Source organism: Xanthomonas sp. WHRI 7945, assembly GCF_035026585.1.
The window spans coordinates 1-25,976 of record NZ_JAYIQP010000003.1; the positions used below are offsets into that span (position 1 = coordinate 1).

Consider the following 25,976-nt stretch of genomic DNA (forward strand, 5'->3'; position numbering starts at 1 on the left):
CGACGCCTTACCGGTAACGCGTCGGGGCTGAAGCCCCTCCTACAGAAACGCGCAAATGCGGCGAACTTGCGAAAATCCCGAGTCCCGAGTCCCGAGTCCCGAGTCCCGAGCTTCATTCCGCCTGCACCAACAACGTCATCCCATCCACCCCGACGATGCGTACCGCGGTGCCGGCCGGCAGGTCGGGGCCGCCGACCACCCAGAACGCGTCGTCGACCTTGGCGCGGCCGCGGCCGGCCTGGATCGGCTGATCCAGGGTCACCACGCGACCGATCAGCTGCTCGGCGCGGCGGTTGAGCAACGGCCGGTCGCTGGCCCGGTCGCGGCCGCGGAACCAGGTGCGGTACACCTGGATCGAGACGAAGCTGAGCACCACGAACGCGCCGATCTGCAGCAGCAGCGAGATATCCGGCAGGACCAGCACGGCGACGAACACCGCCGCGGCGGCGAAGCCCATCCACAGCATGAACGCGCCCGGCGCCAGCGCTTCGGCCGCGAACAGCAGCAAGGTCAGCGCGCCCCACGCCACCACCTCCGCGCGCATGGCTCAGACTCCGCTGCGCGGCGGCATGCCGCGCGGTACCGCCGGCGGCGCGGACTGCTGCTTGCTCAGCGCCTCGCGCGCCAGTTCGCCGATGCCGGCGATCGAGCCGATGATGCCGCTGGACTCCATCGGCATCAGCACGAACTTCTGGTTCGGCGCGGTGGCCAGTTCCTTGAACGCCTCCACGTACTTCTGCGCGATGAAGTAGTTGATCGCCTGCACGTCGCCCTCGGCGATCGCCTTGGACACCATCGTGGTGGCGCGCGCTTCGGCCTCGGCCAGGCGCTCGCGCGCCTCGGCGTCGCGGAACGCAGCCTCCTTGCGGCCTTCGGCCTCCAGCACCGCCGCCTGCTTCTCGCCCTCGGCGCGCAGGATCTCCGACTGCCGCGAACCCTCCGCTTCGAGGATCTGCGCGCGCTTCTCGCGCTCGGCCTTCATCTGCCGCGCCATCGAATCGATCAGGTCGCGCGGCGGCTGGATGTCGCGGATCTCGATGCGGGTGACCTTGATCCCCCACGGGTTGGTCGCATGGTCGACCACGCTGAGCAGCTGCGCGTTGATGGTCTCGCGCTGGCTCAGCGATTCGTCCAGGTCCATCGAGCCGATCACGGTGCGGATGTTGGTCTGCACCAGCGCGATGGTGGCGATCTCCAGGTTCGACACTTCATAGGCGGCCTTGGCCGCGTCCAGCACCTGGAAGAACACCACCCCGTCCACGCGCACCACCGCGTTGTCCTTGGTGATCACGTCCTGGCTGGGCACGTCCAGCACCTGCTCCATCATGTTGACCTTGCGGCCCACGCCGTAGACCACCGGGATCAGGAAATGCAGGCCCGGCGACAAGGTGTGGGTGTAGCGGCCGAAGCGCTCCACCGTCCACTGGAAGCCCTGCGGCACCATGCGCACGGTCTTGAACAGCACGATCACGCCTGCGACCAGGATCACCAGCGCGAGGAAATAGGTGGACGGCATCGATTTGCTCCATGTAACCGAAAGGGTGTATCCGGCGAGTATAGCGAGCGCCCGGGACGGCGCCGGCTACCAGCGGATGCGCCCGAGCAGCATGTCCTTGAACATGACCCAGTCGCCGGCGAACGAGTACAGCGGGTGGCGGAAGGTGGCCGGGCGGTTCTTCTCGAAGAAGAAATGCCCGATCCAGGCGCAGCCGTAGCCGCACAGCGGCGCGGCCCACAGCCAACGCGGCTGCCCGGTGCAGATCGCCAGCAGCACCGCCAGCAGTACCGCGGCGCTGCCGACGAAATGCAGCCGGCGCGACAGCGGATGCCGGTGCTCGCTCAAATAGAACGGATAGAACTCGCGGAAGCTGGCGAAACGCCGCATGCGGTGGCCCTCCCGAGGCAACGCAGGCAGCCAGCATACGCCGCGCTGGCGCCTACATTAAAGAAGGGAGTATCGGCGCCCGGCGTGGCCGGCCACCGCCGGCAGCGCACCCCCTCCTGCACGGTCACGCACGCAGCAGCGTCGAGCGCGCCAGCGAATACGGAGCGCCGCCTCGCCACAGCCCACCGCCATCGCGCCGAAGATCGCGGCGCACGGCAGGCGCCGATCCCGCGCGCTGCGCGTGCGTCAGCCCTGCCGCGGCGCGAACATGATCACCGCCATGCCGAGCAGGCACAGGCCGGCGCCGAGCAGGTCCCAGCGCGTGGGCCGGATCGATTCCACCGTCCACAGCCACAGCAGCGCCACTGCGATGTAGACGCCGCCGTAGGCGGCATAGACGCGGCCGCTGGCTTGCGGATGCACGCTCAGCAGCCAGACGAACGCGGCCAGGCTGGCGGCCGCCGGCAGCAACAGCCACGCGCTGCGCTGCTCGCGCAGCCACAGGTACGGCAGATAGCAGCCGACGATCTCGGCCAGCGCGGTCAGCACGAACAGCAGCAGCGTCTTCACTGCGCCGCGTCGCGTTCCTGGCACTTGGCGCGTTGCCAGTACGCTTCCTGCTGCTCCAGCGACAGCCCGTCCAGCGCGCCGCCGTCGCGCTGCGCCAACTGTTCCATCGCGCGGAAGCGGCGTTCGAATTTCTGGTTGGCATGGCGCAGCGCAGCACCGACATCGACCTGGGCGTGGCGCGCCAGATTGGCGCAGACGAACAGCAGGTCGCCGATCTCGTCCTGCAGCCGCGCCTGGTTGTCCAGCACCGCGCCGCGCGCGAACTCCACGCGCACCTCCTCCAGTTCTTCCTGCAGCTTGTCCAGCACCGGGTCGGGGCCAGGCCAGTCGAAGCCGACCCGCGCCGCGCGCGCCTGCAGCTTCACCGCGCGCTGCCATTCCGGCAGGCCGCGCGCGATCCCGGCCAGCGCCGAGCCGTCGGTCTTGCCGGCCGCGGCGCGCTCGTCGCGCTTGATCTGTTCCCAGTTCAGCGTCTGCTGCTCGGCGTCGGCGATCTGGCTGTCGCCAAACACGTGCGGATGCCGGCGCACCATCTTGTCGCAGATCGCCGTCACCACGTCGTCGAAGCCGAAGGCGCCCTGCTCGCGCGCCATCTGCGCATGGAACACCACCTGCAGCAGCAGGTCGCCGAGTTCGTCCTTCAGTTCGCCCAGGTCGTTGCGGTCGATCGCGTCGGCCACCTCGTACGCTTCTTCGATCGTGTACGCGGCGATGCTGGCGAAATCCTGCTCCAGATCCCAGGGGCAGCCATGCTCGCGGTCGCGCAGGCGCGCCATGATCTCGAGCAGGGCGGGAAGGTCGTAGCGGGCTGCGGTCACGGGGTCGTTCCGATGCGACGGCCACGGCGCCGCCAGGCGGTTAGTTTGGCAGAGCGGCCGGCACGGCGGGCGCCACGCGGCACGGCACCTGGCGGCGCGCGGCGTTCGCCGCACGCGAGGCCCGGCGCCGTTGTCCGCGCATCTTCGTCATGACGTTTGCCGGCCGCTGGCGCGCGTCGCCGCGCGCCAGCCGCAGCGGCGACGTCCGTACCGCGACCGCCTGCGGCGGCAGCGCTCGCTCAGCCCAGCCAGTTGCGCCACGGCAGCGCCGGATCGCCCAGCGCCATGAAGTCGCCGTTGAGCAGCGATTCGCGGCGGTTGTAGCGGAACGGCTTGCCGGTGGCGGCGGCGAGCAGCGCGCCGCCGGCGGACTGCAGCACGCACTGGCCGGCCGCGGTGTCCCATTCGGAGGTCGGGCCGAAGCGCGGGTACACGTCCAGCTCGCCGTCGGCGATGCGGCAGAACTTCAGCGACGAACCCTGCGCGACCGTCTCGATCTCGCCCATGCGCAGCAGCAGCGCATCGGTGCGCGGATCGCGGTGCGAGCGGCTGGCCGCCACCCGCAACGGCGCGCTGGCCGGGCGCCGCGTGGCCAGGGCGGTGTCGCGGAAGCCTTCGCGGCGGTACGCCTGCTCGCCGCGCACCGCGTGCCAGACGCGGCCGTCGACCGGCGCCTGGACCACGCCGAACACCGGTGCGCCCTGGTGGATCAGCGCGATGTTGACGCTGAACTCGCCGTTGCGCTTGACGAATTCGCGGGTGCCGTCGAGCGGGTCCACCAGCCAGTAGCTGGTCCAGTGCTCGCGCACCTCCCACGGAATGTGCGCCGACTCCTCGGACAGCACCGGCAGGTCCGGGGTCAGCCGCTCCAGGCCTTCGACGATGATCCGGTGCGCGGCCAGGTCGGCCTGGGTCAGCGGGCTGGCGTCGGCCTTGTGCTCGACCTCGAAGCCGGTGGCGTAGACGGCCATGATCGCCGCGGCGGCGTCGATGGCGATGGCGATGACGGTTTCGCGCAGGTCTGCGGTGATGCGGATCATCCGGCGCGACCCAACCACTCGCGGGCGATGAACAGCGCCGCCAGCGAACGCCCTTCGGAAAAATCCTCACGCAACATCAGTTGATCCAGCTCAGCCAGTTTCCAAGGCACCACTTCAAGTTCCTCCGGCTCGTCGCCGGCCAGTTTTTCGGGATAGAGGTCTTGCGCCAGCACCAGCCACGATTGGTGGCTCATGTAGGTCGGCGCCAGGGTCATCGCGCGCAGCACCTGCAGCTGCCGGGCGCCGTAGCCGGCCTCTTCCTTGAGTTCGCGGTCGGCCGCCTGCAGCGGCGTCTCGCCTGCATCGATACGGCCTTTGACCAGGCCCAGCTCGTAGCGGTGCACGCCGGCGGCGTACTCGCGCACCAGCAGCACGGTCTGCGCGTCCAGCATCGGCACCACCACCACCGCGCCGTGGCCGGGGGATTTGAGCCGGTGGAACACGCGCCGTTCGCCGTTGCTGAACTCCAGGTCCAGTTCCTCGACCTTGCGCTCGGCGGCGGACTCGCTGCGCTCGCGCAGCGCATGGATGATCGGCAACGGACGGCTCACGCTGCCGCCCCGCGGCGCGGCGCGGCATCGGCCGATAGAATGCACGGAGCGAAGAACCTGTTCATGAGCGCGAAATGCTAACAGACCTGACCGCATCACAGACTGCCGCAACCTGGCGGCAACGCGACCTGGCGGTGCTGTGGCATCCCTGCACGCAGATGCGCGAGCACCCGGACACCCTGCCGCTGCTGCCGATCGCGCGCGGCGAAGGCGCCTGGCTGATCGATCACGAGGGCAACCGCTACCTGGACGCGGTGAGCAGCTGGTGGACCAATCTGTTCGGCCACAGCGAGCCGCGCATCGCCGCGGCCATCGCCGCGCAGGCCACGCAGTTGGAACAGGTGATGCTGGCCGGCTTCAGCCACGCCCCGGCGGTGGAACTGGCCGAGCAGCTGCTGGCGCTGGCGCCGCGCCAGGACGGGCGCGCGCCGCTGGCCAAGGTGTTCTATGCCGACAACGGCTCGGCCGGGGTCGAAGTGGCGCTGAAGATGGCCTTCCACTATTTCCACAACCGCGGCGAGACCCGGCGCACCCGCTTCGTCGCGCTGGAGAACGGCTACCACGGCGAGACCATCGGCGCGCTGGCGGTCGGCGACATCCCGCTGTACCGGCGGGTGTATGCGCCGCTGCTGGCCGAGGCGCTGTTCGCGCCCTCGCCCGACGCCTACCTGGCCGCGCCCGGGCAGACCGCGCGCGAGCGCGCCGACGCCGCCGCCGATGCGCTGGCCGACCTGTTCGACCGCCATCCGGGCGAGATCTGCGCGGTGATCCTGGAGCCGCGCCTGCAGTGCGCCGGCGGCATGCGCATGCACGACCCCGCCTATCTGCGCCGCGCCCGCGAACTGTGCGACGCCAACGGCGCGTTCCTGATCGCCGACGAGATCGCCACCGGCTTCGGCCGCACCGGCACCCTGTTCGCCTGCGAGCAGGCCGGGGTGATGCCGGACCTGCTGTGCCTGTCCAAGGGGCTGACCGGCGGCTTCCTGCCGCTGTCGGCGGTGCTGGCCACGCAACACTTATATGACGCCTTCCTCGACGACAGCCGCGAGCGCGCCTTCCTGCATTCGCACAGCTACACCGGCAATCCGCTGGCCTGCGCCGCCGCGCTGGCGTGCCTGCGGATCTTCCAGCAGGACGACGTGATCGTGCGCAACCGCGGCACCGCCGAGACCATGCGCGCGCTGTCGGCGCCGTTCAACGACCATCCGCACGTGGCCGACGTGCGCCAGGCCGGGATGGTGGTCGCGTTCGAACTGAGCCGCGACGGCGACAAGCGCACGCCGTTCGCGGCCGGTGCGCGGGTCGGCCTGTGCGCGTACCGCGCCGCCCTGCAGCGCGGCGTGGTGCTGCGCCCGCTCGGCGACGTGCTGTACTGGATGCCGCCGTACTGCGTGGACAACGAGCAGTTGGCGCTGCTGGCCGAGACCACCCTGGCCGCGATCGACGAGGCCGTCGCATGCGCCTGACCCGCTGCCATGTCGATGTGCCGCTGCGCGCCGGCGACGACCTGATCCTCCCCGAGGACGTCGCCGGGCACCTGCTGCGCGTGCTGCGGCTGCGCGAGGGCGACCGCTGCGTGCTGTTCAACGGCGACGGCTGCGACTACGACGCCGAACTGCTGCAGGTCGGCAAGCGCGGTGCCAGCGCGCGGATCGGCGCGGCGCGGCCGGCGGACAACGAATCGCCGTTGGCGATCACCCTGCTGCAGGGCGTGGCGCGCGGCGAGAAGATGGACCTGATCCTGCAGAAGGCGACCGAGCTGGGCGTGGCCGCGATCGTGCCGGTGTGGGCCGAGCGCACCGAAGTGAAGCTGGATGCCGCGCGCGTGGACAAGCGCGTGGCGCACTGGCGCAGCGTCGTGGTCGCGGCCTGCGAGCAGTCCGGTCGTGCGCGCGTCCCCGACCTGGCCGCGCCGCTGGCGCTGGCCGATGCCGCGCGCGCCGTCGCCGCCACGCAACTCAAGCTCACGCTCGATCCGCAGGGCGAGCACCGGCTGCGTACGCTGGAGATCGTCGGCGATGCCGCAACGATCGCGATCGGTCCGGAAGGCGGCTGGTCGCCACGCGACCGCGCCACCCTGCAGGCCGCCGGCTTCGCCGGCCTGCGCCTGGGGCCGCGCATCCTGCGCACCGAGACCGCGGGCCTGGCCGCGATCGCGGCACTGCAGGCGCATGGTGGCGACCTGTGAACTGATGCACACAATCGCGTAGACATCGGCTACGGAAGAGACCGCCCCCAACGGCGCCGCAGAGCGCCTCGTGCCGGCGCATTGCCCTGAAAAACAGTGGTTTTTGAAGGAAATCGCCAGCCGCACACGCGTTGACAACGAAGGACAAGCGCGACACAGTCGGCGCTCCTGAGCCAACACGGATACCTCCGGTTTGGATCGATCAAAACCACGCGACGCAACATCGTCGGCGTGCGGCCGCCTGTCCGAACGACGTCCGCACGCAACACGACGCGCGATCTCCGCAACCAGCGCGCCCATGCATCGCGCACGCTTGCCGGCATGCAGCGCCGCCGCATTCCACACCCCGCATCCGCCGCTCGGCGGCATGCGCGCACTACCGCCCTTTTTGATTCGCTCATCGCGCCGCATCCGGGCCGATGGCGTCGCTTGCCCGCCGCCACGCCGGCGGGCCTTTCGTGCCCTGTGCCACTTTCGGAGACCGCCCACTTGAACCGCATCCGCCTCGCTCCCCTGGCCTTCGCCGTCGCCGGCGTCCTGGCAACGCCCGCCAGCGCCTTCGCCCAGCAACTTCCCGAACAACCGCGCGACGCCGCAGCGCCGCCCACGACCGACGGTGCGGCCGCCACGGACAACGCCCAGGCCTCGCCAGCGGTGCAGGAACTGGATGCGGTCAAGGTCACCGGCTACCGCGCCAGCCTGCAGAAATCGCTCAACATCAAGCGCAACGCCGATGCGATCGTCGATGCGATCTCGGCCGAGGACGTGGGCAAGTTTCCCGCCGCCAACGTCGCCGAATCGCTGTCGCACCTGCCCGGCGTCAGCGTCGACCGCCAGTTCGGCGAAGGCGAGAAGGTCTCGATCCTGGGCACCGACCCGGCCTTGAACCGGGTCCTGCTCAACGGCCAGAGCATCGCCTCCACCAGTTGGGGCGGCGATCCGAACAATCCGGACAGCCGCTCGTTCAACTATTCGCTGCTGGCGCCGGAAGTGATCGGCAGCGCCGAGGTGTACAAGAGCCCGCAGCCCAGCATCGACGAAGGCAGCCTCGGCGGCACCGTGATCCTGCACACGCGCAAGCCGCTGGAGCTGGACAAGAACCTGCTGACCGGCAGCGTCAGCTACGGCTACAACGACCGCTCCGAGGACGGCAAGCCCAACGCCTCGCTGCTGTACAACTGGAAGAACGATGCCGGCACGCTCGGCGTGCTCGGCTCGGTGATGCATTCGGAGCGCTCGCTGCGCCGCGACGGCGTGGAGATCTTCGGCTACAGCGACATTCAGGGCGCCGGGTTTCCCGACGCGGTCGCCGCCGGCAAGCAGGGCGTCTACCCCACCGCGATCAACAGCGCGCTGTTCACCCAGACACGCAAGCGCGACGGGGTCACCGGATCGCTGCAGTGGAAGCCCAACGACGCGTTCGAACTGACCTACACCGGCCTGTACGTGGAGGAGACGTTCGACAACGTCAACCAGAGCCGCTACGCCAACTTCGTCCCGGCCAACGCCACCGCGCTGGACGTGGTCGACGGCGTCGCCACCTCCGGCGCCTACGGCGGCAACGCCGAGACCATCCTCGATTCCTACGTGCGCAACACCACGGTCAAGACCAGCAGCAACACCTTGCGCGGCGACTGGCACGGCGACGGCTGGAACGTCTCCGGCCAAGTCGGCGCGACCCGCTCGGCCGGCGGCGCCGACCGCATCTACGGCCTCACCTTCCGCGGCAACGGCGGCTACGACTACGCCATCGATCACCGCAGGGTCGGCGTGGACTACGCCGTGCCGCCGTCGGCGCTGGATACGATGTCGGTGATCGGCGCCACCGTGAACCGCTATCCGAACCTGGACAAGGAGCGCTACGCGCAGTTGGACTTCGACCACGACGTGGCCTGGGGGCCAATCACCAAGCTGCGGCTCGGGGTCAAGGCCACCCGCCACAGCACCGCGCAGGACATGTACTACGACAGCTTCCCGGCCGATCCGAACACGACGTTGGGCGCGGTCTACGGCGGCGACACGCCCGGCGGCTACCTGGACGGCCTGTCGGTCAGCGACGACATGCGCCATTGGCCGCGGCAGAGCCCGGGCGCGCTGATCGACTACGTCAGCGGCCTGCCCGGCAGCGATACCCTCGCGCCGAGCTACGGCAGCACCTTCGACGTTGTCGAACGCAACCGCGCCGCCTACCTGCAGGCGGATTTCTCCGGCTACAACTACCGCGGCAACATCGGCGTGCGCTACGTCAACACCCGCGACGCGATCGGCGGCTACCAGTACGACGGCAGCGCCTATGCGCCGGTGCGCTACAACAAGTCCTACGGCGAGTGGCTGCCGTCGCTGAACTTCGCCTACGACCTGTCCGACGCGCTGATCCTGCGCGTTGCCGCGGCCAAGGTGATCGCCCGCCCGCGCTATGCCGACCTGACGCCCTACGTCAACGCCGACGACAACAAGCTCACCGCCAGCAGCGGCAATCCGGCGCTGGATCCGTACCGCTCCACCAACTACGGCGCATCGCTGGAATGGTATTTCGCGCCCAACAGCGTGTTGGCCGGCGAACTGTTCTACCGCGACATCTCCAACTACATCCTGCAGACCCTGGTGCAGCGGCCGCTGCACAACAACACCTACGACCGCGAGGACATCTACGAGGTGACCCTGCCGCAGAACTCCGGCGCGGCCAAGGTCAAGGGCGTATCGCTGAGCTACCAGCAGGAATTGGGCGGCGGCTTCGGCGTGGCGGCGAACTACACCTACTCCAAGGCCGACACCCAGGGCGACTACAACCTGCCCTACAACTCAAAGAACAGCTACAACCTCAGCCCCTACTTCGAGAAGGGGCCGTGGGAGGCACGGCTGACCCTGGGCTGGCGCTCGGCCTACTTCACCCAGATCGGGCGCCTGGGCGCGAACCAGATGACCGACGCCTTCACCCAGCTCGATGCGTCGGTGTCCTATGCGATCACCGACAAGGTCAAGCTGCAGCTGGAAGGCAGCAACCTGCTCGACGAGACCTACTACAGCTACGTCGGCCAGGAGAGCCAACCCTACTATCTGTACAAGAACGGGCGCGGCTACATGCTCAGCGTGCACTTCACCCTGTAGCCGCGGCAACGGCGGCGGCCGCGCAGGCCGCCGCCGCATCACAGGCACGGCGCCGCCGCCAAGGGCTCGCAAGGCGTCGCTGCGGAAGTGATTGCGATCCGATAAACGCTACTACGCAGGCAAAAGCCCGTCGCGACGGAAAGGGAACCTGTCGCGACGGATCGCCTAGCTCTACTCCGCCGACACGGCGACCTGTGGGAGCGACTTCAGTCGCGACGGGCCTTGCCGACGCCGCGACGGTGTTGCGGCACCCACGAAAACACCCGCGTCGCGAACGCGCTATCGCTGCTGCTGCAGGAACCAGTTCGCCGCGCCGATCACTCCGAGCTGGCCATGCTCGACCAGCTTCACCGGGATCTGCTCCAGCGCCGGACGCATCGCACCCTTGTTCAAGTAGCGCGCGACGAAATCGCTGGCGGCCAGGAACTCGCCGATCTGCGGCAGGAAGCCGCCGGCCAGGTAGATTCCGCTCTGGATGCCGTACAGCAGCGCCATGTCGCCGACCACGCTGCCGAGCAGGCCGCAGAACGCCGACAGCGCCTCGCGCGCCAGCGGATCGTGCCCGGCCAACGCCGCCGCGGTGACCTCGCTGGGCGTGGCGTGCGCCGGCGCGGCATCGCGCAACTCGCACAACACCTTATAGAGATTGAGCAGGCCAGGGCCGGACAGCAGGTGTTCGACCGGCACGTAGCTGCGCGTGCGCAGCAGCCGCTGCGCCATGGCCATTTCCAGTTCGCTGCCGACCGGCAAGGCGGCATGGCCGGCTTCGGTGGCCAGCACGACGGCGCCGCCGTTGGCCGGAATCCACACCGCCGCGCCAAGCCCGGTGCCCGGACCGATCACCAGCGCCGGTCCGCGCTGCGCCTTGCGCGGGCCGGTCAGGTGCAGCACTTCGCTGGCATCCATCGACGAGGCCGCGTACGCCACCGCCTCGAAATCGTTGACCAGGTGCAGCGCCTGCAGGCCCAGCCGCTCGCGGATCTCCGGCGGCGACAGGCTCCACGGTAAATTAGTGGTGATCACCCTGCCGTCCTCCAGCGCGTAACCGGCGCTGGCGATCACGCCACGGGTCGGCGCCGGGCCGCTCACGCCGGACAGGAACTCGCCGATGATCTCGGTCAGCCCCGGGTAGTCGGCACAGCGGTACTTGCGATAGTCCAGCACCTTGACCGGCGCGGCATCAGTCGCATCCCCGCGCGCCACCAGGCCGATGCGGACATGCGTGCCGCCGACGTCGGCGGCAATGAAAGGTTCGGCGCGCGACGCGGCCGCTACCACTGGTGAACTGCTTGCAGACACGTATTCTCCCGTTGCGCCCGACTGGGCGCACGCCGATGGGCCTGTTGACCGATCGAGTTTCAGACCACCTTGACAACGTTGTCAAGATGAATTCGTCCAGTCTCGCTCTTCCTCATTCCTTCACCACGGCATCGTGGCGTCTTCGTCGTCCTGCTCGAATGGGTCACAACCATGCCATTCAGGGCTGTGCACCAGTAAACAGTTGTCGCAAAAAGCTCGCCGCAATGCACAAATTTACATGGAAAGTGTGCTGACGACCACAATTAGCGCGTCATTGCAGATGTGTCAGCAAATGAACCCCGCAATTCTGCCCGCGTCATAATTTCCTTCGTAGACAAATACCTACGTTCAGCGGCAGCGACCACTTCCAAGCTATTGCGCCGCGCTTGGCCGCAATCGCACCGAGATTTGTCAAAATTCTGTGAAGCATGTGTTGACAACGCTGTCAGCGCTATTACAGACTCGGATCACACAAATTTTTACAGCTTCGCGACATGGCACGTTCAGGGCCTGGAACCAGCACCGACTGCAGTTCCAGCGTCATGGCAAGCGCGTACCGAAGCCGTCCTACGGCGCGCGCCCGCAATGGAAAGCGGATCGCTTGCGCCACTGCCCGCCAGGCCGTCCCGGCGAGCACGAAATATCGGGACATGCACTGTTTGCTGTATTTGGTTTTGCACCAGGACACAAAGGAAGGACCGGCGCCGCGGTGCCGCCGGCCGGCTACTTCCGCGTCAACGACCGGACGACGCGCACCGAAACGCGATACGCGCAGCCACCGCAAGGTGCCGCGCAGTCAACAGGCCGGGCAGCGGCCAGCACGCCGGAACATCGGTTGGCACCTCATGCCCATGTACTAACCCAGAGGTTTAGCCAATGAATAGCCGCACCACCACGTTAGCCATCAGCATCATGGCCGCGCTGTACCTGTCCGGTAACGCAATGGCGCAGGAAGCACCCGCTTCCGGCGCGGAATCGAAGAACGTCCAGGAACTGGACACGATCACCGTCACCGGCTACCGCGCCTCGCTGGAGAAGAGCCAGGCGGTCAAGCGCTCGGCCAACTCCATCGTCGACGCGATCAGCGCCGAGGACATCGGCAAGTTCCCGGACACCAATGCCGCCGAGTCGCTGGCGCACCTGCCCGGCATCAGCGTGGACCGCCAGTTCGGCGAAGGCGAGAAGGTCAGCATCAACGGCACCGACCCGGCGCTGAACCGCGTGCTGCTCAACGGCCAGACCATCGCCTCCGGCGACTGGGGCGGCAACCCGTCCGACACCAGCGGCCGCACCTTCAACTACACCCTGCTGTCGCCGGAAATCATCGGCCTGATGGAGGTCTACAAGACCCCCGAGGCGCGCATCGACGAAGGCTCGATCGGCGGCACCGTGATCGTGCATACCCGCAAGCCGCTGGACCTGCCGAAGAACACCATCCGCGGCTCGGTCGGCTACAACTACAACGACCGTTCGGAAGAGGGCAATCCGCGCGGCTCGGCGCTGTGGAGCTGGAAGAACGACGACGAGACCTTCGGCGCGTTGATCTCCGCCACCCACGACAAGCAGGACATCGCGCGCGCCGGCATCGAGTTCTTCGGCTACACCACCGGCGCCGGTATCCCCGCCACTGCCGCCATTTCGGGCGACGGAGGTAACGTTGCTACTGCCAAGATTCCGGCCGGCATCAACAGCGCCTACTTCCAGCAGACCCGCGAGCGCAACGGCCTGCAGGGCGCGCTGCAGTGGAAGCCGAACGAGCAGAACGAGTTCAACCTGACCGGCATCTACATCAAGGGCAAGTACAACAACTTCAGCGAATCGCGTTACGTCTGTCCGGCGTGCAACAGCGATCTGCAGAAGGTCACCAGCGCCAACGTCCAGAACGGCTACATCACCTCCGGCACCGTCACCGACGGCGCCGCCGGCCAGCCCTACGCCCAGCTCGACACCAACTATCGCGAGAGCGAAGTCACCACCAAGAGCGTGAACCTGCGCCACGACTGGTACGGCGACAACTGGGTGTTCACCACCCAGGTCGGCACCACCAAGGCGACCGGCGGCAAGAATCCGGAATACCTGATGAAGTTCCTGCTGCAGGATGGCGGCTACAACTTCAACTACGACGGCTCGCACACCGGCGTCACCTACGACAACAACAGCGCCTCCAACTGGGGCCTGGCGTCCGGCCAGCAGGCCGGCGGCGTCGAGTACACCACCACCGAGGACAAGGAGAAGTACTTCCAGTTCGATGCGGCCCGCGATCTGGAATGGGGCCCGTTCAACAAGGTGCTGGTGGGCTACAAGTACATCAACCACAACAACGGCCAGAACTCGCGCGGCAATGCGATCTTCGCCAACCAGGACGTGCTGCTGACCGGCTTCAACCCGGGCACCACGCCGGGCGGCCTGTACGACGGCCTGGGCGCAAGCGGCGACCTGGTCACCTGGCCGACCGCCAACCTCAACTCGGTGCTGGACTACCTGAAGGGGCTGCCGCAGGCGGCGCTGACGCCCAAGTTCGGCCAGATCTACGACGTCAAGGAAATCACCAGCGACCTGTACGCGCAGATGAACTTCGAGGCCGGCAAGTTCCGCGGCAACGTGGGCCTGCGCTATGCCGACACCAAGGACAAGTCGCAGTATTACCAGACCAGCGATGGCGGCACGACGTATGCGTTCCAGCAGGTCAGCAACGAATACAAGAAGCCGCTGCCGAGCTTCAACATCGCCTACGACCTGGACGACACCAAGGTGCTGCGCTTCTCGGCCGCGAAGGTGATCGCGCGTCCGCGTTACGGCGACCTGGCCGGTTCGTTCTCGCTCAACAGCACCAGCGGCGACCTGACCGCCAGCGGCGGCAACCCGGACCTGAAGCCGTACGAGTCGACCAACTACGATCTGGCCGCCGAGTGGTACTTCGCTCCGTCCAGCATGCTGTCGGCGGAACTGTTCTACCGCGACATCGGCTCCTACATCGTCAGCACCACGACCACCGAGATCCTCAGCGACCCGACCAACGGCATCGTCAACCAGCCGTACAGCGTGACCCGCCCGGTCAACGCCACCGGCGCCAAGGTCAAGGGTGCGTCGCTGAACTACCAGCAGGCGTTCGGCTACGGCTTCGGCCTGCAGGCGAACTACACCTATGCCGAGTCCAGCTCGCAGGACGGCCTGAACCTGCCGTACCTGTCGCGCAACACCTACAACGTGATCCCCTACTGGGAAAACGGTCCGTGGATGGTGCGGGTGAACTACAGCTACCGCTCCAAGTACTTCACCCAGATCGGCCGCCTGGACTCGAACGTGTTCACCGACGAGTACAAGCAGCTGGACCTGACCGCCTCGTACGAGATCAACGACTGGATGAGCGTCAGCGTCAGCGCCACCAACCTGCTCGACTCTACGTACTACTGGTACAACGAGGTCAAGTACGCGCCGATCGGCATGTACAAGAACGGCCGCGGCTACCAGGCGCAGCTGAACTTCAAGTTCTGATGTAGGACTGGCGCGCCACCGACCCTCCACGGTGGCGCGCCCTTTTTTTGTCCGACGTAACGCTACACCGCTACATGCAGGAGCGCAGCCGCGCGTAACGCGTCCCATGATCCGGGCGCGGCAGATTCGCTCTCCTGCAATCCCCGGAGCCGGCGTCCATGCGCCGGTACCGACTTCGACCCAGGAGTGCAGTTCCATGACGTCCGAGACCCGCCCACGCGCGGACCGATCCCGCCACGCCGGAGCTGTACGCAAGACTCTGGCCAGTACCCTCTCCCTGATTCTCGCGCTGGCGGCCGTGCCCGCCTGCGCCGCGGATGCGCCGTCGCCGACCGCGCCCACCGCCACCACGCTCAGTCCCGAACAGATCGACCAGCAGTGGCTGCAGGCCACCGCCAAGTACGCGCCCGAGCGCGCGCGCCTGGTCCGCGAAGCCGCTGCCGGCGCGCGCAAGGGGCCGTTCCGCCCGGACTGGACGTCGCTGAAGAACTACCGTTCGCCCGGCTGGTACGACAACGCCAAGTTCGGCATCTTCATCCACTGGGGCGTGTTCTCGGTGCCGGCGTTCGGCAACGAGTGGTACTCGCGCAACATGTACCAACCCGACGCCAAGGACAGCAAGGACTACGCGCACCACCGCGAGAAATACGGTCCGCAGTCCACGTTCGGTTACAAGGACCTGATCCCGCTGTTCACCGCGCCCAAGTTCGACCCGCAGGGCTGGGCCAGGCTGTTCCGCGATGCCGGCGCCCGCTACGTGGTGCCGGTGGCCGAGCATCACGACGGCTTCGCGATGTACGACTCGCAGCTGTCGGAGTGGACCGCGACCAAGATGGGCCCCAAGCGCGACGTGATCGGCGAACTGTCCAAGGCGATCCGCGCCGAAGGCCTGCATTTCGGCCTGTCCTCGCACCGCGCCGAGCACAACTGGTTCTTCGACGGCGGCCGCACGTTCGAATCCGACGTCAACGATCCGCGCTACGCCGGCCTGTACGGCCCGGCGCAGATCCGCCTGCGCGGCAAGGACGACGCCGACGTCGCCAACGACTGGACGCCGGTGTCGCAGGCATGGCTGGACGACTGGCTGGCGCGCACCACCGAGCTGGTCGACCGCTACGACCCGGAACTGATCTATTTCGACTGGTGGATCGCCCACCCGACCTTCCGCAGCACCTTGCCGACCATGCTGGCGTACTACTACAACCACGGCGCCGCGCACGGCGACGGAGTAGTGGTGAACTACAAGCTGGGCGCGTTCCCGGAAGGCGCCGGCACGCTGGACATCGAGCGCGGCCAGCTCACCGGCATCCACCCCACCCACTGGCAGACCGACACCTCGGTCAGCAACGCCTCGTGGGGCTATGTCGAAAACGACACCTACAAGACCCCGACCTTCATCGTGCACATGCTGGTGGACGTGGTCAGCAAGAACGGCAACCTGATGCTCAACATCGGCCCGCGCGCCGACGGCTCGATTCCCGACACCGAGCGCGACATCCTGCTGTCGATCGGCAAGTGGCTGAAGACCAACGGCGAGGCGATCTACGACAGCCAGCCGTGGCGCACCTACGGCGAAGGCCCGACCGAAGTGGTCGGCGGCACCTTCCAGGACACCAAGACCAAGCCCTACACCGCCGAGGACTTCCGCTTCACCACCGGCCACGGCGCGCTGTACGCGATCGAGCTGGGCTGGCCGGCCGGCGGCAAGGCAGTGATCCGCTCGCTCACCCCCGCCGACGGCGTGCGCGGCGTGACCCTGCTGGCCACCGGCAAGAAGGTGCCGTTTGTACAGCGCGCCGACGGCCTGCACCTGACCCTGCCGGCCAAGCCGGCCGGCGAACACGCCTACGTGTTCCGCATCGACCTGCCCTCCCCCACCTCCACCCGCTGACGGATATCCCCCCGATGATGAAGCGATTCGCAGGGCTGCTGCTTGCCCTGGCCATGGTCTGCACGCCGGCCATGGCCAAGAACCCGACCGCGCTGTTCTATCTGATGAGCACGCAAAAATCGACCAATTCGTTCCTGGCCAACGTCGACAAGATCGACGTGGTGGTGCCGACCTGGTACGGCGTGGACCAGAACGGCCTGGTCAACGGCACCCCCAACGCGTACATCTACGACATCGCCAAGCAGAAGAAGCTGCGGGTGATGCCGATCCTGTCGATGACCACCGGCCGCGACGGCTTCCACAAGCTGATGCACGACGAAGAGGCGAAGAAGCGCATGATCGCCTCGCTGCTGATCCACGGCAAAAAGCACGGCTACTACGGCTTCCAGTTCGATTTCGAGAACATCGCCTGGACCGACCGCGACGCCTACACGCTGATGGTCAAGCAGACCGCCGATGCGCTGCACAAGGCCGGCTTCAAGATGTCGGTGGCGGTGGTGCCGAACGCGCCGGGTTATGGCGAGGGCGGCCAGTTCTCCAAGTGGATGTGGGAATACTGGCGCGGCGCCTACGACCTGAAGGCGCTGGGCCAGGCGGTGGATCTTGTCAGCATCATGACCTACGACCAGCACACCCGCTGGACCACGCCCGGCCCGGTCGACGGCATGGTGTGGATGAAGAAGCACCTGGACTACGCGCTGACCCAGGTGCCGAAGGAGAAGCTGTCGCTGGGCATCGCCACCTACGGCTACCGCTGGTACACCGGCAACCCGGTGAAGGAAGACGGCACCGAAGCGTCGAACATCTCGGCGACCTACATCGACGCCGACGAATCCTTCCCGCTGGCGATCGAGCAGAACGCCACCGTGCAGTGGGATCCGGTGGAGCAGGAATCGTGGTTCTACTTCTACCGCGACGACATGCGCGAGTGGGTGTTCCGTCCGGACGCGCGCAGCTTCAAGGCGCGCTATGACATGGTCAAGCAGTACGGCCTGGAAGGCTTCAGCTGCTGGGTGCTCGGCGCCGAAGACCCGAAGGTGTGGGACGAGCTGCCGACCGCCTCGCGCTGATCCACTACGATAGAGGCCCCCAGGCACGAGATAGACCGCATGACTGCAGCAAGTGCACCCCCGCGCACGCCACATCGCCCGACGACCGCCCCGGCAGGCGCCGCGACGGCCTTTCGCACCACGTGGCTGGGGCTTGCCCTGTTCGCACTCACTGCCGTCCTGAGCGGCTGCGGCCGCGAGGCCCCCGCCACCGCGGACACGGCCAAGCCGGCCGCGGCGCCGGCCCCCGCAGCGCCAAAGCCGGCCAACAGCGCGCCGCTGCCGCTGACCCCGGCGCCGGCGCAGGTCAAGCGCGGCGACGCCACGCTGACCATCGGCACCGGCAGCACGCTGTCGGTGCCGACCGACGACGAAGCGGCGATGCGCGTGGCCCGGCAACTGGCCGCGCTGCTGGAAAGCACCCGCGGCCTGGCGCTGGAAGTGCGCGCCGAGACCATTCCGCCCAACGGCAGCATCCGCCTGCAGATGAACCCCAACACCGGGGTGGATGCGCCGGAAGGCTATGCGCTGGACGTGGACGGCAACACCATGCTGATCCAGGCGCGCGACGAGCGCGGCCTGTTCTACGGCGCGATGAGCGCCTGGCAGCTGCTCACCCCCGACGCCGGCAAGGGCGAGGTGGACGTGCCGGAGGTCAAGATCCGCGACTGGCCGCGCTTCGGCTGGCGCGGCCTGCTGCTCGACGTGGCCCGCCATTTCCACGGCCCGGACACGGTCAAGCACGTCATCGACGCGATGGCCGAGCACAAGCTCAACGTGCTGCACCTGCACCTGACCGACGACCAGGGCTGGCGCATCGAGATCAAGCGCTATCCCAAGCTCACCGAGATCGGCGCCTGGCGCACCCCGCCCGGCGCCGGCACGCAGGGCGTGCCGGACCGCTACGGCGGCTTCTACACCCAGGACCAGATCCGCGACCTGGTGGCCTACGCCGCCGCGCGGCACATCACCATCGTGCCGGAACTGGACATGCCCGGGCATGCGCAGGCGGCGGTGGCGGCGTATCCGGAACTGGTCGGCGTGACCCGGCAGCGGCCGAAGGTGTCGGTCGACTGGGGCGTCAATCCCTACCTGTTCGACACCGACGAAAAGAGCATGACCTTCATCCAGGGCGTGCTCGACGAAGTGCTGGCGCTGTTCCCCTCGCAATACATCCACATCGGCGGCGACGAGGCGGTCAAGGACCAGTGGGAGCGGTCGCCGGCGGTGCGCGCGCAGATGCGCAAGCTCGGGGTCAAGGATGCGCACGCGATGCAGGGCTGGTTCAACCAGCAGCTGTCCGATTACCTGACCAAGCACGACCGGCGCCTGATCGGCTGGGACGAGATCCTGGAAGGCGGCTTGCCGGCGAGCGCGTCGGTGATGTCCTGGCGCGGCGTCGACGGCGCGGTGACCGCGGCCAAGCAGGGCCACGACGTGGTGCTGGTGCCGGCCGGCTGGCTGTACCTGGACAACCTGCAGAGCGCGCGCAGCGACGAGCCCAACGGCCGCCTGGCGGTGCTGCCGCTGCAGAAGGTCTATGAGTTCGATCCGGTGCCGGCCGCACTCAGCGCCGAGGAAGCCAAGCACGTGCTCGGCGCGCAGGCTGCGCTGTGGGCCGAATACATCCCCTCGGCCTGGCACATCGACCACGCGCTGTTCCCGCGCCTGAGCGCGCTGGCCGAGGCGGCGTGGTCGCCGATGGCGGTGCGCAGCTGGGACGGCTTCCTGCAGCGCCTGCCGGCGCAGCTCAACCGCTACCGCGCGCTCGGCATCGACTACGGCGACGGCGCGTTCGCGCCGGACATCGTCATCCAGGGCGGCGACAACGCCGCGCTGGACAGCGGCAAGGCCAGCATCGCACTCGGCAACCAGGCCAAGTTCGGCAGCTTCCGCTACACCACCGACGGCAGCGAGCCCAAGGCCGATTCGCCGCGCTACACCGCGCCGTTCGAGGTCGCGTTGCCGGCCACCGTGCGCGTGGCCACCTTCGCCGACGACGGCAGCCTGCTGGCCGCCCCGCGCACCCGCATCCTCGACCGCCCCGGCCTGCTCAGCCGCGACACCCAGGGCCTGAGTTCCTGCGCCGACGGCAGCCTGGGCCTGCGCGTGCCGCTGCTGCCGGACCTGCCGGGCAAGGACGCGCCGGTGTTCAACATCGACCTGTTCAGCAGCTGCTGGCGCTATGCCGACGCACGCCTGGAGGGCATCGGCAGCATCCGCATCGATGCGGCGCGGCTGGCGCGCAACTACGGGCTGGCGCACGACCAGGTCAAGGTCAAGCGCTACCCGGCCAAGACCGCGCACGGCGAACTGGAAGTGCGCCTGGGCGACTGCAAGGGCAAGCTGCTGGCGCGGATCCCGCTGCCGGGCGGCAAGGCGCTCGGCGAGCAGTTCTCGCTGGAAGCGCCGCTGCCGAAACAGAGCGGCACGCACGACCTGTGCCTGCGCTCCACCGCACGCATCGACGGCCCGTACTACGCCATCGGTGCCGTGCACCTGATCGAAACCACCGCGCAGGCGCCCCCCGCCGCCACGCGCTGACCCTGGAGACCTCCGCATGACCCAGCCCCACCGCCGTCCCCGTTCCGCGCCGCGCTCGCGCTTCCCCGCCCGGCTCGGGCTGTTGCTGGCGCTGGGGCTGCCGCTGCTGGGCCAGGCCGCCCCCCCGTCCTCGCTGTCCTTGCAGCAGGGCTGGCAGGTGCGGCTGGCGCCCGGCGAGGCGCGCGCCAAGGAATTCCCGAAGGCGGCGAAGTGGCTGCCGGCGCAGGTGCCCGGCACGGTGCAGACCGACCTGATCGCGGCCGGCGTGGTGCCCGACCCGTTCTATCGCGACAACGAGGCCAAGATCCAGTGGGCGGGCCTGAGCGACTGGCAGTACCAGACCCGCTTCAAGGCCGATGCGGCGCTGCTCGCGCGCGAGCACGTGGAGCTGGTGTTCGATGGCCTGGACACCTACGCCGAGGTCTACCTCAACGGCAAGAAGCTGCTCGTCGCCGACAACATGTTCCGGCAGTGGCGCGTGGACGCCAAGCCGCTGCTCAAGCGCGGCGACAACGTGCTGGAGGTGCGGCTGTTCTCGCCGATCAAGAAGATCCAGCCGTGGCTGACCAAGCAGCCGTACGCGCTGCCCGGCGCCTACGACTCGGCGTTCGGCGACGAGCCGCTGGCGCGGCACAGCTCCACCTACGTGCGCAAGGCGCCGTACACCTTCGGCTGGGACTGGGGCCCGCGCATCGTCACCGCCGGCATCTGGCAGGACGTGCGCGTGGAAGCCTGGGACGCATTGCGCGTGGACGGCCTGCACATCGCCCAGCAGCGCGTCGATGCCGACACCGCGCAACTGCTGGCGCAGCTCGACGTGCAGGCCGGCCGCAGCGGCGAAGTGCAGCTGGACCTGGACGTGCTCGGCCCCGACGGCCAGCGCGTGGCGCAGCTGAGCCAGAAAGCGGTGCTCGACCCCGGCAGCAATACGCTCACCGTGCCGGTGCGCATCGCCAAGCCGCAGCGCTGGTTTCCCGCCGGCTACGGCAAGCAGGACCTGTACACGTTCAAGGCGCGCATCCGCGACGCCGCCGGCGACAGCTACGCCGCCCAGCGCGTCACCGGCCTGCGCAGCGTCGAGCTGCGCCGCGAGAAGGACAAGTGGGGCAAGGGCCTGGCGATCGTGGTCAACGGCATCCCGGTGTTCGCCAAGGGCGCCAACCTGATTCCGTTCGACAGCTTCCCCAGCCGCGTCGATGCGGCGCGCATGCGCGGCATCCTGCAGTCCACCCGCGACGCCAACATGAACATGCTGCGCATGTGGGGCGGCGGCCACTACCAGCCGGACAGCTTCTACGAAGACGCCGATCGCCTGGGCATCATGATCTGGCAGGACTTCATGTTCGGCGGCGCGATCCCGCCCTACGACGTGGCGTTCCGCGAGAACACCCGCGCCGAGGCCGAGGCGCAGGTCAAGCGTCTGGGCGACCACCCCAGCATCGTGATCTGGTGCGGCAACAACGAAGTGCAGACCGGCTGGGAAAACTGGGGCGACCGGGTCAAGTTCAAGCAGTCGATCGATCCGGAAGAACGCAGCCGCATCGAACGCGGCATGACCACGCTGTTCGGCACCGTGCTGCGCGAGGCGGTGAGCAAGTACGACAGCGACACCCCGTACTGGGCGACCTCGCCCGGCACCGACTTCGACGGCGCCGCCGACCAGCCCGACGACGGCGACATGCACTACTGGCGGGTGTGGGGCGGCCCGGCGCTGCCGGTCACCGAATACCTCAACGTGACCCCGCGCTTCATGTCCGAATACGGCCTGCAGTCGTTCCCGGAAATGCGCACCATCCGCGCCTTCGCCGAACCCGGCGACCTGCAGCCGGAATCGCCGGTGATGCGCGCTCACCAGAAGTTCGACAAGGGCAATGGCAACCAGCGCCTGCTGCTGTACATCCGCCGCGAGTTCGGCGAACCCAAGGATTTCGAGAGCTTCGTCTACCTGAGCCAGCTGATGCAGGCCGAGGGCATCGCCCTGGCCGCCGAGCACCTGCGCGCGTCGCGGCCGCAGTCGATGGGTTCGCTGTACTGGCAGCTCAACGACGTATGGCCGGGCGCCTCGTGGTCGAGCCTGGACTACTTCGGCCGCTGGAAGGCGCTGCACTACCACGCCAAGCGCTTCTACGCGCCGGAACTGATCGCCGCGCTGCGCAACGACAAGGGCCAGACCGAGATCTCGCTGGTGTCCGACCGCACCGTGCCGCTGGCCGCGCGCTGGCGCATGCGGGTGATGGACGTGTCCGGCAAGGTGCTGAGCAAGAGCGAAAAGCCGGTGACCCTGGCGCCGCTGTCCAGCGTGCGCGTGGGCAGCTTCAGCGACGCGCAGCTGCTGCGCCGCGCCGATCCCAAGCGCAGCTTCGCGGTGTTCGAACTGCTCGACGGTGCGCGCGTGCTGTCGCGCAACCTGGTGTTCTTCGACGCGGCCAAGCGCCTGCAGCTGCCCAGCCCCGACATCCGCAGCGAGCTGCGCGCCGACGGCGACGGCGACGGCTATGCGCTGACACTGACCAGCGCCACCCTGGCGCGCGAAGTATGGCTGGCGTTCGGCGACCTGGATGCCACGTTCTCCGACAACGCCTTCGACCTGCTGCCGGGCGAACCGTTGACCGTGCACGTGCGCAGCAGCGCATCGCTGGAGCAGTTGCGTGCGGCGCTGCAGGTCCGCGACCTGGCCGCCACGCTGGCCGGCGCGCCGGCCGAGCCGGCGGAGGCGAAGTGATGCGGGTGGCAAAGACGAAGACCAACCGGCCTGCGCCGCTGGGCAATGAACTCCGGGTAGATGCGAGCGGTTGCGTGCGGCGCGATGCGGATAGTGGGTGGTCGCGGCTGAAGCCGCTCCTACAGGGGATTTCGCAGGGGTTGTGCGTGCTTGGGTTGGCCGCTGCGCCGCTCGCCCATGCCGACGACGCCGAGGACCGCGCCGCCGCGCTGGTGGCGAAGATGACCCGCGAGGAAAAAGTGGCGCAGGCGATGAACGATGCGCCGGCGATTCCGCGCCTGGGCATACCGGCCTACGAATGGTGGAGCGAGGGCCTGCACGGCATCGCCCGCAACGGCTACGCCACCGTGTTCCCGCAAGCGATCGGCCTGGCCGCGACCTGGAACACCGCCCTGCTCGAGCAGGTCGGCACCGTCACCTCGACCGAGGCGCGCGCCAAGTTCAACCTCGCCGGCCGCCCCGGCAAGGACCATCCGCGTTACGCCGGGCTGACCATCTGGTCGCCGAACATCAACATCTTCCGCGACCCGCGCTGGGGCCGCGGCATGGAGACCTACGGCGAGGATCCCTACCTCACCGGGCAACTGGCGGTGGGCTTCATCCACGGCCTGCAGGGCGACGACCTCAGCCACCCGCGCACCATCGCCACGCCCAAGCACCTGGCCGTGCACAGCGGCCCGGAACCCGGCCGCCACGGCTTCGACGTGGACGTATCGCCGCGCGACCTGGAAGCGACCTACACCCCCGCCTTCCGCGCCGCCATCGTCGAAGGCCGCGCCGGTTCGGTGATGTGCGCCTACAACTCGCTGCACGGCACCCCGGCCTGCGCCGCCGACTGGCTGCTCAACGGCCGCCTGCGTGGCGACTGGGGCTTCAAGGGCTTCGTCGTCTCCGACTGCGACGCGGTCGACGACATGACCCAGTTCCATTATTTCCGCGCCGACAACGCCGGCTCGTCCGCCGCCGCGCTCAAGGCCGGCCACGACCTCAACTGCGGCCACGCCTACAGCGAACTGGGCACGGCGATCGAACGCGGCGACGCCGACGAAGCCCTGCTCGACCAGTCGCTGGTGCGGCTATTCGCCGCGCGCTACCGGCTCGGCGAGCTGCAGCCGCAGCGCAAGGACCCGTACGCGCGGCTCGGCGCCAAGGACGTGGACAGCGCCGCGCACCGCGCGCTGGCGCTGCAGGCCGCGCAGCAGTCGATCGTGCTGCTGCAGAACCGCAACGCCACGCTGCCGCTGAAGCCGGGCCTGCGGCTGGCGGTGCTCGGCCCCAACGCCGACGCGCTGGCCGCGCTGGAAGCCAACTACCAAGGCACCTCGGCCGCGCCGGTCACGCCGCTGCTGGGCCTGCGCGAGCGCTTCGGCGCCGCGAACGTGAGCTACGCGCAAGGCGCGCCGCTCGCCGCCGGCGTGCCCGGCATGATCCCCGAGACCGCCTTGCGCAGCGACGGCAAGCCCGGCCTGCGTGGCGAATATTTCGACAACGTCGATCTGGCCGGCACCCCGCGCACGCAGCGCCAGGACCGCGTGGTCAGTTTCAACTGGGATCACGTGGCGCCGGCCAAGGGCGTGGACAAGGACCGCTACTCGGTGCGCTGGAGCGGCGAACTGCTGCCGCCCGGGCCGGGCGACTACACCCTGGCGGTGCGCGTGGCGCGCTGCTTCGACTGCACCGGCCACGATCCGGTACGGCTGTACATCGACGACAAGCTGGTCGTCGCCGGCAACGCCGAGGACAAGCACCTGCCGGCCGGCATGCACAACGCCGACGGCCGCAACGTCGAGACCGTGCTGCACTTCGACGACACGCGTCCGCGCCGCATCCGCCTGGAACTGGAGCACCGCGGCCAGGACCAGGGCCTGCGCCTGGAATGGCTGGCGCCGGCCGCGCCGCAACTGGCCGAGGCCGAACGCGCGGTGGCGCAGGCCGATGCGGTGGTCGCCTTCGTCGGCCTGTCGCCGGACGTGGAAGGCGAGGAACTGCGCATCGACGTGCCCGGCTTCGACGGCGGCGACCGCAACGACCTCGCCCTGCCCGCGGCGCAGCAGGCGCTGCTGGAACGCGCCAAGGCCAGCGGCAAGCCGCTCGTGGTGGTGCTGATGAGCGGCAGCGCGGTAGCGCTGAACTGGGCCAAGCAGCACGCCGACGCGATCGTTGTGGCGTGGTATCCGGGGCAGTCCGGCGGCACCGCGATCGCGCAGGTGCTGGCCGGCGACGTCAACCCGGGCGGCCGCCTGCCAGTAACCTTCTACCGTTCCACCAAGGACCTGCCGGCGTACGTCAGCTACGACATGAAGGGCCGCACCTACCGCTACTTCAAGGGCGAACCGCTGTTCGCGTTCGGCAGCGGGCTGAGCTACACCAGCTTCGCCTACGCCGCGCCGCAACTGTCCACCACGACGTTGCAGGCCGGCGCCAACCTGCAGGTGAGTACGCAGGTGCGCAACAGCGGCACCCGTGCCGGCGACGAAGTCGTGCAGGTGTATCTGCAGTATCCGCAACGCCCGCAGTCGCCGCTGCGTTCGCTGGTCGGCTTCCAGCGCGTGCACCTGCAGCCGGGCGAAACGCGCGAGGTGCAGTTCACGCTCGACCCGCGGCAGCTGAGCGACGTCGACCGCGCCGGCCAGCGCACGGTGCAGCCGGGCGACTACCGCGTGTTCGTCGGCGGCGGCCAGCCCGGCACCGACGCTCCCGGTGGCGAGGCCGCGTTCTCGATCCAGGGCAGCGCACCACTGCCGCGCTGACCAGCGGATGCACGCCGCGACTGCTCCCCTGTAGGAGCGGCTTCAGCCGCGACCGGGCCTTGCCGG

The 25,976-nt window shown here is 68.5% G+C and carries 17 protein-coding genes; 9 read left to right on the forward strand and 8 right to left on the reverse strand.

Going from position 1 to position 25,976, the window contains the following annotated elements:
- Nucleotides 1-112: 112 nt before the first annotated feature.
- The 7 genes from VDQ83_RS03195 to nudE all read right to left on the reverse strand — a co-directional run bounded on the left by VDQ83_RS03195 (nucleotide 113) and on the right by nudE (nucleotide 4,864).
- Complete coding sequence (locus VDQ83_RS03195) at nucleotides 113-544, reverse strand: NfeD family protein (RefSeq protein WP_455433835.1); 432 nt, start codon at nucleotides 542-544, stop codon at nucleotides 113-115.
- 3 nt (nucleotides 545-547) lie between these two features.
- Complete coding sequence (locus VDQ83_RS03200) at nucleotides 548-1,516, reverse strand: SPFH domain-containing protein (RefSeq protein WP_263395317.1); 969 nt, start codon at nucleotides 1,514-1,516, stop codon at nucleotides 548-550.
- Between the two features lie 66 nt (nucleotides 1,517-1,582).
- Complete coding sequence (locus tag VDQ83_RS03205; protein WP_455433836.1) at nucleotides 1,583-1,885, reverse strand: Mpo1-like protein; 303 nt, start codon at nucleotides 1,883-1,885, stop codon at nucleotides 1,583-1,585.
- Nucleotides 1,886-2,131: 246 nt separating this feature from the next.
- Nucleotides 2,132-2,455 carry a YnfA family protein gene (locus tag VDQ83_RS03210; protein ID WP_455433837.1) on the reverse strand — a complete coding sequence of 108 codons (324 nt, stop codon included), beginning with the start codon at nucleotides 2,453-2,455 and terminating at the stop codon, nucleotides 2,132-2,134.
- Complete coding sequence (mazG, locus tag VDQ83_RS03215; protein ID WP_455434002.1) at nucleotides 2,452-3,231, reverse strand: nucleoside triphosphate pyrophosphohydrolase; 780 nt, start codon at nucleotides 3,229-3,231, stop codon at nucleotides 2,452-2,454. Before mazG ends, VDQ83_RS03210 begins: the two co-directional genes overlap by 4 nt.
- Nucleotides 3,232-3,512: 281 nt before the next feature.
- Complete coding sequence (cysQ, locus tag VDQ83_RS03220) at nucleotides 3,513-4,313, reverse strand: 3'(2'),5'-bisphosphate nucleotidase CysQ (RefSeq protein WP_263395320.1); 801 nt, start codon at nucleotides 4,311-4,313, stop codon at nucleotides 3,513-3,515.
- The gene (gene nudE, locus VDQ83_RS03225) at nucleotides 4,310-4,864 is read right to left on the reverse strand and encodes an ADP compounds hydrolase NudE (RefSeq protein WP_263395321.1); all 555 of its coding nucleotides are present in this window, start codon (nucleotides 4,862-4,864) and stop codon (nucleotides 4,310-4,312) included. The genes cysQ and nudE overlap by 4 nt, the downstream gene beginning before the upstream one ends.
- 74 nt (nucleotides 4,865-4,938) lie before the next feature.
- Between nudE and bioA the strand changes: the two genes are divergently transcribed.
- The 3 genes from bioA (at nucleotide 4,939) to VDQ83_RS03240 (ending at nucleotide 10,160) form a co-directional block, all read left to right on the forward strand.
- The gene (bioA, locus tag VDQ83_RS03230; protein ID WP_309917895.1) at nucleotides 4,939-6,330 is read left to right on the forward strand and encodes an adenosylmethionine--8-amino-7-oxononanoate transaminase; all 1,392 of its coding nucleotides are present in this window, start codon (nucleotides 4,939-4,941) and stop codon (nucleotides 6,328-6,330) included.
- Entirely contained in the window at nucleotides 6,321-7,052 is a 732-nt protein-coding gene (locus tag VDQ83_RS03235) for a 16S rRNA (uracil(1498)-N(3))-methyltransferase (RefSeq protein ID WP_455433838.1), read from the forward strand. The genes bioA and VDQ83_RS03235 overlap by 10 nt, the downstream gene beginning before the upstream one ends.
- A gap of 489 nt (nucleotides 7,053-7,541) precedes the next feature.
- Complete coding sequence (locus tag VDQ83_RS03240) at nucleotides 7,542-10,160, forward strand: TonB-dependent receptor (protein ID WP_455433839.1); 2,619 nt, start codon at nucleotides 7,542-7,544, stop codon at nucleotides 10,158-10,160.
- A 279-nt stretch (nucleotides 10,161-10,439) separates the two neighbouring features.
- Here VDQ83_RS03240 and VDQ83_RS03245 read toward each other — a convergent pair whose 3' ends face one another.
- Nucleotides 10,440-11,459 carry a glucokinase family protein gene (locus VDQ83_RS03245; protein WP_455433840.1) on the reverse strand — a complete coding sequence of 340 codons (1,020 nt, stop codon included), beginning with the start codon at nucleotides 11,457-11,459 and terminating at the stop codon, nucleotides 10,440-10,442.
- An 876-nt stretch (nucleotides 11,460-12,335) separates the two neighbouring features.
- On the opposite strand from VDQ83_RS03245, the gene VDQ83_RS03250 reads away from it, so the two are divergent.
- The 6 genes from VDQ83_RS03250 (at nucleotide 12,336) to VDQ83_RS03275 (ending at nucleotide 25,910) form a co-directional block, all read left to right on the forward strand.
- Nucleotides 12,336-14,954, forward strand: coding sequence for a TonB-dependent receptor (locus tag VDQ83_RS03250; protein WP_455433841.1), 2,619 nt, complete (start codon nucleotides 12,336-12,338; stop codon nucleotides 14,952-14,954).
- Between the two features lie 196 nt (nucleotides 14,955-15,150).
- A complete protein-coding gene (locus VDQ83_RS03255; RefSeq protein WP_309917880.1) occupies nucleotides 15,151-16,845 on the forward strand; it encodes an alpha-L-fucosidase in 1,695 nt (564 codons plus the stop codon).
- 14 nt (nucleotides 16,846-16,859) lie between these two features.
- Nucleotides 16,860-17,915: a glycosyl hydrolase family 18 protein gene (locus VDQ83_RS03260; protein ID WP_455433842.1), complete on the forward strand. Its 1,056-nt coding sequence runs from the start codon at nucleotides 16,860-16,862 to the stop codon at nucleotides 17,913-17,915.
- A 39-nt stretch (nucleotides 17,916-17,954) separates the two neighbouring features.
- Nucleotides 17,955-20,438, forward strand: coding sequence for a family 20 glycosylhydrolase (locus VDQ83_RS03265; RefSeq protein ID WP_455433843.1), 2,484 nt, complete (start codon nucleotides 17,955-17,957; stop codon nucleotides 20,436-20,438).
- 16 nt (nucleotides 20,439-20,454) lie between these two features.
- Nucleotides 20,455-23,160 (forward strand): beta-mannosidase, encoded by a 2,706-nt coding sequence (locus tag VDQ83_RS03270; RefSeq protein ID WP_455433844.1) that lies wholly within the window; start codon nucleotides 20,455-20,457, stop codon nucleotides 23,158-23,160.
- 146 nt (nucleotides 23,161-23,306) lie between these two features.
- Nucleotides 23,307-25,910 carry a glycoside hydrolase family 3 C-terminal domain-containing protein gene (locus VDQ83_RS03275; protein ID WP_455433845.1) on the forward strand — a complete coding sequence of 868 codons (2,604 nt, stop codon included), beginning with the start codon at nucleotides 23,307-23,309 and terminating at the stop codon, nucleotides 25,908-25,910.
- Nucleotides 25,911-25,976: the final 66 nt, after the last annotated feature.

Excerpts from the sequence above, each read along its gene's own strand:
- VDQ83_RS03195 (WP_455433835.1), bottom strand. The coding sequence starts at position 544 with ATGCGCGCGGAGGTGGTGGCGTGGGGCGCGCTGACCTTGCTGCTGTTC.
- VDQ83_RS03200 (WP_263395317.1), bottom strand. The coding sequence starts at position 1,516 with ATGCCGTCCACCTATTTCCTCGCGCTGGTGATCCTGGTCGCAGGCGTG.
- VDQ83_RS03205 (WP_455433836.1), bottom strand. The coding sequence starts at position 1,885 with ATGCGGCGTTTCGCCAGCTTCCGCGAGTTCTATCCGTTCTATTTGAGC.
- mazG (WP_455434002.1), bottom strand. The coding sequence starts at position 3,231 with ATGGCGCGCCTGCGCGACCGCGAGCATGGCTGCCCCTGGGATCTGGAG.
- cysQ (WP_263395320.1), bottom strand. The coding sequence starts at position 4,313 with ATGATCCGCATCACCGCAGACCTGCGCGAAACCGTCATCGCCATCGCC.
- bioA (WP_309917895.1), top strand. The coding sequence starts at position 4,939 with ATGCTAACAGACCTGACCGCATCACAGACTGCCGCAACCTGGCGGCAA.
- VDQ83_RS03235 (WP_455433838.1), top strand. The coding sequence starts at position 6,321 with ATGCGCCTGACCCGCTGCCATGTCGATGTGCCGCTGCGCGCCGGCGAC.
- VDQ83_RS03250 (WP_455433841.1), top strand. The coding sequence starts at position 12,336 with ATGAATAGCCGCACCACCACGTTAGCCATCAGCATCATGGCCGCGCTG.
- VDQ83_RS03255 (WP_309917880.1), top strand. The coding sequence starts at position 15,151 with ATGACGTCCGAGACCCGCCCACGCGCGGACCGATCCCGCCACGCCGGA.
- VDQ83_RS03260 (WP_455433842.1), top strand. The coding sequence starts at position 16,860 with ATGATGAAGCGATTCGCAGGGCTGCTGCTTGCCCTGGCCATGGTCTGC.
- VDQ83_RS03265 (WP_455433843.1), top strand. The coding sequence starts at position 17,955 with ATGACTGCAGCAAGTGCACCCCCGCGCACGCCACATCGCCCGACGACC.
- VDQ83_RS03270 (WP_455433844.1), top strand. The coding sequence starts at position 20,455 with ATGACCCAGCCCCACCGCCGTCCCCGTTCCGCGCCGCGCTCGCGCTTC.